We start from the raw sequence: 7,611 nt of genomic DNA, 5'->3' as shown, positions 1-7,611 counted from the left end.
GCGTGCAGGGCGAAGTGGTTGAAGGCCTCCTCGCCATCGCGGCCGGTACGGGTCAGCTCCAGATGCAGGTCTTCGCCGAACACCGTGCGCAATTCGACCAGTGCGGCCTCGGCCTGCTCGTGGCGGTGGGCCAGCGCCAACCGGCCGGCGTGGCTGTGGCGGCCGGCGATCGCGAACAGGCCCGCGTGGTCGCCGGCCAGCCATTGCGGATCGATGGCCACGCAATCGCCGCGCTGGCCTTCCAGCCAGGCCCGGCTGAGCAGGCGCGACAGGCTCAGGTAACCATCATGATCGCGGCACAGCAGGGTCAGCAGCGACGGCGCGTTGCCGCCGTCGGCGATCATCACATCGGCACCTGCGATCGGCTTGATGCCGACGCTTTCGGCCGCCTTGTAGAACTTGACCAGCGCGAACAGGTTGTTGCGATCGGTGACGGCCAGCGCCGGCAATTGCAGCTCGACCGCGCGGCTGAGCAGGTTGGGGCGATCGCCGGCTTTTTCCGGGCGCGCGTAGTCGGGCTTCTCGGGCACGCGGATGGTCGAATCCACGAGCGAGAACTCGGTGTGCAGATGCAGGTGGACGAAACGTGCGGGCATCGCGATGTCGCGGGTTGAATCCGCAGGTTAGGGCGCGATCGGGATCGGAACAAGGCTTGACAACCGGGAACGCAGCCAAATGTCCCTGCAGCGCCTGTTGGAGCGCACCGCAGGGGCGCGAATCTGTTGTTGGAGCGCACCGCAGGGGCGCGGTGCTGCTGCGGAAAATTGGCAATGCATTCGCGTCCCTCGGCCTGTGGCCTCGGTGCGCTCCTACAAACGGAATGCCTCGATGACGGCGCGTACCGGCGCGAAGCTGCGCCGATGCTGCGGGCAGGGGCCGAACTCGCGCAGGGCGGCCAGATGGGCCGGGCTGGGGTAGCCCTTGTGACGGTCGAAGCCGTACTGCGGGTACTGCGCATGCAGTTCCAGCATGCGCGCATCGCGGGCAACCTTGGCGAGGATCGAGGCGGCCATGATGCTGCGATCGCGGGCATCACCGCCGACCCAGGCTTCGGCGGGGCAGGGCAGGTTCGTGGGCAGGCGGTTGCCGTCGATGCGCGCGCAGGTGGCGACATGGGCCACGCCCAGCAGCGCCTCGCGCATGCCGTGCAGGGTGGCCTGCAGGATATTGCGACGATCGATTTCGTCGGCTTCGACAAACACGATCTTCCAGGCGAGCGCGTGTTCGAGGATGCGCGGGTACAACGACTCGCGTTTCCTTGCGCTGAGTGCTTTGGAATCGTCCAGCCCGTTGATCGGTGTGCGCCCCGCTGAAAAGACCACTGCAGCCACCACCACCGGCCCGGCCAGCGGGCCGCGTCCGGCTTCGTCGATACCGGCCACAAAGCCCCTCTCCCCTCGGGAGAGGGGTTGGGGTGAGGGTATGGCAGTGCGGTGGTCGCTTGGCATCCGAACCCTCACCCCAGCCCTCTCCCGGAGGGAGAGGGGGCGGAGCCGAGCAATTCAACCACGGCCTCCGCGGCGCGTTGTGACGCATCGCGGCGGAGTGTTTGATGGATCTCGAGGAATCTAGGCTGCAGCGCGGCCACCGCATCGGCATCGCGGAACCAGCGCAGCAGCGCGGCGTGCAGCGTGTCCGGCGTGCAGTCGTGTTGCAGCAACTCGGGCACCAGCGTTTCACCGGCCAGCACATTGGGCAGGCTGACGTGCCGGGATTTCAGCAGCCCGAACAACTTGACGATGTGATAGGTCAGGGGCGCGATGCGATGCCCCACCACCATCGGTCGCTTGCACAGCATGGCTTCCAGCGCGGCCGTCCCGGAGGCCAGCAGCACGCAGTCGCTGGCGATAATGAGCCGTTGCGCCTGGCCGTCGATGACGCGAAAGCCGGGCGCATCGCCAAGAATGGCGTCGATGGCAGCGCGGCACTGCGCATTCGCCGCCGGCACCAGCACGCGCAGGCCCGGAATGTCCGCGACCAGGCGACGCGCCGCTTCCGCAAAATCCGGCAGCATGCGGCGGATCTCGCCGAGGCGGCTGCCCGGCAGCAAGGCCAGCAGCGGAGCGTCGACAGGTTCATCCAGCACCGCGCGCGCCGCCGCCTGATCCGGCTGCAAGGGAATCGCGTCGGCCAGCGGATGGCCGATGAAGTCGGCAGTCACGCCGTGTTTCGCGTAGATCGGCGGCTCCATCGGGAACAGGCAGAGCACGCGATCGGCGCTCTGGCCGATCTTCGCCGCGCGCCCCTGTCGCCAGGCCCAGATCGACGGACTGACGTCGTGCACGGTACGCACGCCGCGCTGCTTCAGCCAGCGCTCGACGCCAAGGTTGAAGTCCGGGGCGTCGATGCCGATGAAAACATCCGGCTTCCAGCCCAGCACGCGCTGGCGAAAGGCGCTGCGCAGTTTCAGCAGGCGCGGCAGGTGGGCCAGCACTTCGAACAGCCCCATCACCGCCAGTTCACCGGCATCGAACCAGGTGTCCATGCCAGCGGCGCGCATCGCATTGCCGCCGATGCCGGCGAATTGCGCATCGGGGAAGCGTTCGCGCAATGCGTCGATCAGGCCGGCGCCGAGCTGGTCACCCGAGGTTTCGCCGGCGCAGAGGGCGAAGCGCATTTGAACGTGATTCGTGATTGGTGATTCGTGATTGGAAAAAGTGGAGTCCACGTCGTTCTGCTCTTCCGAATCACCAATCACCAATCACCAATCCCGGATCACCGCAACAACGGCCGCTCGCCGGCTTCGATGAAATCAAGGAAGGCGCGCACGTCGTCGCTGCCGCTGGCGATCTCGGCCAGCTCGGCCTTGGCTTCGTCGAGCTTGGCATCGCCCATGTACAGCGCACGGTAGGCGCGCTTGATCGCGGCGATGCGTTCGCCGTCGAAGCCGCGTCGTTTCAGGCCTTCGGCATTGATCCCGCGCGGGCGTGCGTATTTTTCCTGCGCGATCATCAGGAAGGGCGGCACGTCGCCGTTGACGAATGCCCCCATGCCGATGAAGGCGTGATCGCCGATCCGGCAAAATTGATGGACGCCGGCAAAGCCGCTGAGGATGACGTTGTTGCCGACGGTGACGTGCCCGGCCAGCGTGGCGTTGTTGGAGAACACGCAGTCGTCGCCGACGCGGCAATCGTGGGCGATGTGGCTGTAGGCGAGGATCCAGTTGCGGTGGCCGATGCGGGTGATGCCGCCGCCGTCGCCGGTGCCACGGTTGATGGTGACGAACTCGCGGATCACGTTGCCGTCGCCGATCTCCAGCTCGACCCGCTCACCGCGGTACTTCTTGTCCTGCGGCTCACCACCGATGGCGGCGTGGCCATGGAAGACGTTGTCGCGTCCGATCCGGGTCGGCCCTTCGATCGTGCAATGCGCGCCAATGCGGGTGTTGTCCCCGATCTCGACCCCTGCACCGATCACCGCATAGGCGCCAACCTGCACGCCGGTACCCAGCGTGGCATCGGCCGCAATCACGGCGCTGGAATGGATGCGACTGGTGGTCATGGCAGGCGCAGGTTCAACCGCGCGCCGCGGCGCACAGGATCTCGGCACAGGCGACCTGCTGGCCGTCCACGCGCGCGATGCCGAGGTACTGCGCCATGTTGCGGATGCGACGCTTGAGTTCGACATCGAGATCGAGGCGGTCGCCCGGCCCCACCATCCGGCTGAACTTCGCGTTGTCGACCTTGACCAGGTAGAAGGTTTCGGTCAGCGGGTCGGACGGATTGCGCGAAAGCTGCGACAGCAGGCCGCCGGCCTGCGCCAGCGCTTCGATCACCAGCACGCCGGGCATGACGGGTTTGCCGGGGAAGTGACCCTGGAAGAACGGCTCGTTGATGCTGACGTTCTTGTAGGCCAGCACGCGTTTTTCCGGCTCGAGCGCGACCACGCGATCCACCAGCAGGAACGGGTAGCGGTGCGGCAGCAGGTGCTGGATGCCGGCGATGTCGAGCGGCAGGGACAGATCGGGCGGATTCGTGGTCATTCTGGTTCCTTGGCAGCGCCAGCGTTGCGACGGGCGATGCGGTCGAGTTGTCGGAACCGCGCGGCATTCTTGCGCCAGCTGCGGTTGTCCATCAGTGGGGTCCCGGAGGAATACTCGCCGGGAACGTGGATCGAATGAGTCACCAGCGACATGGCGGTGATGACCACACCATCGCACAGTTCCAGATGCCCGAGGATGCCGGCGCCGCCGCCGATCAGGCAACGGCGACCAATGCGGGCACTGCCGGCCACCGCCGAGCATCCGGCCATCGCCGTGTGCGCGCCGATGTGGACGTTGTGGCCGATCTGGATCTGGTTGTCCAGACGCACGTCCTCTTCCAGCACGGTGTCCTCCAGCGCGCCACGGTCGATGGTGGTGTTGGCGCCGATCTCGCAATCGTCGCCGACCCGCACGCCGCCCAATTGCGGCACCTTGATCCAGCGCCCGGCATCCATCGCAAGGCCGAAGCCGTCGGCGCCGAGCACGGCGCCCGGATGGATCAGCACGCGCTCACCCAACCGAATGCGGGTGACCAGGGTGACCCGCGCAACCAAATGGCAGTCTGCGCCCACCTCGCAGTCGGGGCCGATCACGCAGCCCGGGCCGATCACGGCGCCAGCACCAATCCGGCTGTGTGCACCGATGCTGACGTGAGCACCGATGCAGGCCGTGGGATCGACCTGGGCCGAAGCGTCGATGACGGCGCTTGGGTGGATGCCCGCCACGGACGGCGCTGGTTCGGAAAACAGCGCGGCGATCCTGGCGAAGGCGACATAGGGGTTGTCTGCCAGCAAGGCGGTCCCTGCATGCTGATCCGCGTCGGCGGCGCGCAGCACGACCACCCCCGCGCGGGTCGTGCCGAGCTGGGCGCGGTAGCGCGGATTGGCCAGGAAGCCAAGCTGGTCCGGAGTCGCGGACGCAAGCGTCGCGACGCCGGTGATTACCCGGTCTTCTCCGCGCAGGTCCAAGCCGAAGCGTTCGGCAAGTCCGGACGCGGTGATCGCCGGGGATTTCATCTGGACACGCGCGTCAGAGCTGAGCGCCCGCGAAGGTGAACTGCAGACGCTCGATCTGGTCACCGGGACGGGTGTGCACCGGAAATGCGTAGCTGATCGAGATCGGACCCATCGGTGAGCGCCAGAGCAGGGCGACGCCGACCGACGCGCGCAGTTCGTTGGCCTTGAAGTTCTTCCAGCCGTCGTAGACGTTGCCGACGTCGAGGAAGGCGGAAACGCGGGCCTGCGGCGAATCGAACAGCTTCGGGAAGATGGCTTCGATCGACCCGGCAAGCAGCAGCGAACCGCCCAGAGGCTGCCGGTATCCGGTGAGCGTCGTGTAGACCGGGCCAAGCGTATTGTCCATGAATCCGCGGACGCGACCACTGGAATTGATGCCGCCGGCGTAGAAGTTCTCGAAGAACGGCAAACCGGTGGCAACGGCCACCCTTCTGAAGTCAGGAGACGTCGTCAGGCAGGGATCGCTGGGTGGAGGCAGCGGTGGCGGTGGCGGCGGTGGGTTGTTGGGGTCGGGCGGTGGCGGTGGGTTGTTGGGATCGGGCGGTGGTGTTGGCGGTGGCAGGCTATAGCAGACGTTGCGTGCGTAATCCTTGCCGAACGAATCGCCGAACCCGACGCTGCCGGCGGTTTTCAGAACCAGGCTCGGGTTGATCGGCCAATATCTCGAATAGTCGTATTGCAGCTTGTAGTAGCTGACCGTCGAACCGGGGAGCGTGATTTCGGCGTTGAACGAGTGGGTGCTGCCAACAATGGGCGTGAGGTAATTGTTGCGCGTGTCGCGCGACCAGGCGCCGTTTACGCGCCAGGAGACGAAAGTCCTTTTGCCGATGGCATATAGATAGTCCAGCAGCGGCGGTGGCGTGGTGCCGGAATAGGCGTTGATCTGGTTGGAGTCGACGCCCATCATCAGCTGCACCCGGTCGCTTTCACTCAGCGGAACGCCAAGCAGGACCTGCACGGCGCCGCTGTTGGACGAGTACGACGCGACGTTGAAGCTCGAGTAGTCGAACTCCCGCCACCAGACGTTGTAGCCCAGCGAGAGGCCGTCGTCCGTGAAATAGGGATTGACGAATGAAAAATCGTAGCGACGCTGGTAAGTACTGCGCTGCAGCGCGATCGACACGCGGTTGCCGGTGCCGAGGAAATTGTCTTCCGACATCATCAAGGACAGGTTCACGCCAGTCAGCTGCGAGTAGCCGATGCCGGCCGAGATGCTGCCGGAATTCGTCTCCTTGACGGTGTAGGTGACGTCAACCTGGTCGGTCGTTCCCGGGACAGGAGTTTTCTCGACGCTGACCTCCTCGAAATAGCCCAAGCGGTCGAGGCGCGTTTTGCCGCGATCGATCGCCGCCTGCGAATACCAGCTGCCCTCGAACTGGCGCATTTCGCGGCGAAGTACCGGGTCCGCGGTGCGGCTGTTGCCCTTGAAAATGATGCGGCGCACCGTCACGCGTGGCCCGGGCTGGATCTGGAAGTCGATCGCAACGGTTCGCTTGTCTCGGTCCAGGGTCGGCACCGGATTGACCCTTGCGAAGGCGTAGCCGATGTTGGCGAGGCGCAGGGAAATTGCCTTCGTCCCCAACTCGAGCGCGGCGCGTGAGAAGGTAGCACCGGGACGAATGAATGCGATCATCGCCTGGATGTCTTCCTTCGGCAGGACGGTGTCGCCGGAGACGGTGGTCTCGGAGAAATTGTAGATTTCTCCTTCAGTGAGTCCGGCGGTGATGTACATTTCCCGCCGGTCACCGCTGATCGACACCTGGGTGGAATCAAGGCTGAAATCGATGTAGCCGCGGTTGAGATACCACGCGGTCAAGCGCTCGATGTCGCCGGACAGCTTCTCGCGCGAATACTGGTCATCGCGCTTGTACCAGCTCGTCCAGTTGGTGGTGTGCGATTCCCAGTTCTCGGTGATGTCCTCGGTGGGAAAGCTGTCGTTGCCGATCAGGTTGATGTGGCGGATCTGCGCGGCCTTGCCTTCCCGGATGGTGATGGTCAGGTTGACGCGATTGCGGTCCAGCCGCTCCATCGAAGGGATGATCTCGACGTTGTACTTGCCGCGGTTGTTGTACTGGCGGTTGAGTTCCTGCGTCACGCGGTCGAGATTGAGCGGGTTGAAGGTATCGCCCTCGGTCAAGCCGATCTCTTTCAGGCCCTTGAGCAGGTCCTCGGTCTTGATGTCCTTGTTGCCGGTCAGGGTCAGCCGGTTGATCGCCGGGCGTTCGACCACGGAGATCACCAGGATGTTGCCCTGGCGATCCAGCCGCACGTCCTCGAAGAACCCGGTCTTGTACAGCGCGCGCAGCGCCTCCGCGGCCTTGCCTTGGTCCAGCGTGTCGCCGCGTTCGACCGGCAGGTAGGTGAACACGGTACCGGCGCCGATCCGCTGCAGGCCGTCGATGCGGATGTCCCCGATCGTGAACGGCGTGAGCGCGGCATTCGGTGCCGGTGCCGCGGGCGCCGGGGACGCCGGGGATGCCGATTGCGCCCAGGCCGGAAGCGACAGCGCCGAGGCCAGCGCGACGGCCAGAAGACGGCGGGATGGAGCTCGGGTCATTCGAAACATCCTGTTTGAGATACGGCAAATTCGGGAGCCCCGCCCGAGAGCGGCGC

At 65.5% G+C, this 7,611-nt stretch carries 7 protein-coding genes; all 7 read right to left on the bottom strand.

Features of this window, described 5'->3' with window-relative positions:
• On the bottom strand, positions 1-596 hold a 596-nt coding region (locus tag M9902_RS04315), incomplete at its 3' end, for a PHP domain-containing protein (protein WP_297221326.1).
• Between the two features lie 213 nt (positions 597-809).
• Positions 810-1,382, bottom strand: a complete 573-nt coding sequence (locus tag M9902_RS04310) for a ribonuclease HII (protein ID WP_297175707.1) — start codon at positions 1,380-1,382, stop codon at positions 810-812.
• Positions 1,383-1,456: 74 nt separating this feature from the next.
• Positions 1,457-2,617 (bottom strand): lipid-A-disaccharide synthase, encoded by a 1,161-nt coding sequence (gene lpxB, locus M9902_RS04305; protein WP_297175709.1) that lies wholly within the window; start codon positions 2,615-2,617, stop codon positions 1,457-1,459.
• A 98-nt stretch (positions 2,618-2,715) separates the two neighbouring features.
• Entirely contained in the window at positions 2,716-3,501 is a 786-nt protein-coding gene (gene lpxA / locus M9902_RS04300) for an acyl-ACP--UDP-N-acetylglucosamine O-acyltransferase (RefSeq protein ID WP_297221325.1), read from the bottom strand.
• 13 nt (positions 3,502-3,514) lie between these two features.
• Positions 3,515-3,982 carry a 3-hydroxyacyl-ACP dehydratase FabZ gene (gene fabZ / locus M9902_RS04295; RefSeq protein ID WP_297175713.1) on the bottom strand — a complete coding sequence of 156 codons (468 nt, stop codon included), beginning with the start codon at positions 3,980-3,982 and terminating at the stop codon, positions 3,515-3,517.
• The gene (gene lpxD / locus M9902_RS04290) at positions 3,979-4,998 is read right to left on the bottom strand and encodes a UDP-3-O-(3-hydroxymyristoyl)glucosamine N-acyltransferase (protein ID WP_297221324.1); all 1,020 of its coding nucleotides are present in this window, start codon (positions 4,996-4,998) and stop codon (positions 3,979-3,981) included. The genes fabZ and lpxD overlap by 4 nt, the downstream gene beginning before the upstream one ends.
• Positions 4,999-5,011: 13 nt before the next feature.
• Positions 5,012-7,555, bottom strand: a complete 2,544-nt coding sequence (bamA, locus tag M9902_RS04285) for an outer membrane protein assembly factor BamA (RefSeq protein WP_297221323.1) — start codon at positions 7,553-7,555, stop codon at positions 5,012-5,014.
• Positions 7,556-7,611: the final 56 nt, after the last annotated feature.

It is taken from the genome of Thermomonas sp., from assembly GCF_023953935.1.
In the GTDB taxonomy this organism is placed as follows: domain Bacteria; phylum Pseudomonadota; class Gammaproteobacteria; order Xanthomonadales; family Xanthomonadaceae; genus Thermomonas.
This window is presented reverse-complemented; position numbering and strand designations above follow the sequence as displayed.

Bases quoted from the DNA above. Each gene is read 5' to 3' on its own strand.
- fabZ (WP_297175713.1), bottom strand. From the start codon at position 3,982: ATGACCACGAATCCGCCCGATCTGTCCCTGCCGCTCGACATCGCCGGC.
- bamA (WP_297221323.1), bottom strand. From the start codon at position 7,555: ATGACCCGAGCTCCATCCCGCCGTCTTCTGGCCGTCGCGCTGGCCTCG.
- lpxA (WP_297221325.1), bottom strand. From the start codon at position 3,501: ATGACCACCAGTCGCATCCATTCCAGCGCCGTGATTGCGGCCGATGCC.
- lpxD (WP_297221324.1), bottom strand. From the start codon at position 4,998: ATGAAATCCCCGGCGATCACCGCGTCCGGACTTGCCGAACGCTTCGGC.
- lpxB (WP_297175709.1), bottom strand. From the start codon at position 2,617: ATGCGCTTCGCCCTCTGCGCCGGCGAAACCTCGGGTGACCAGCTCGGC.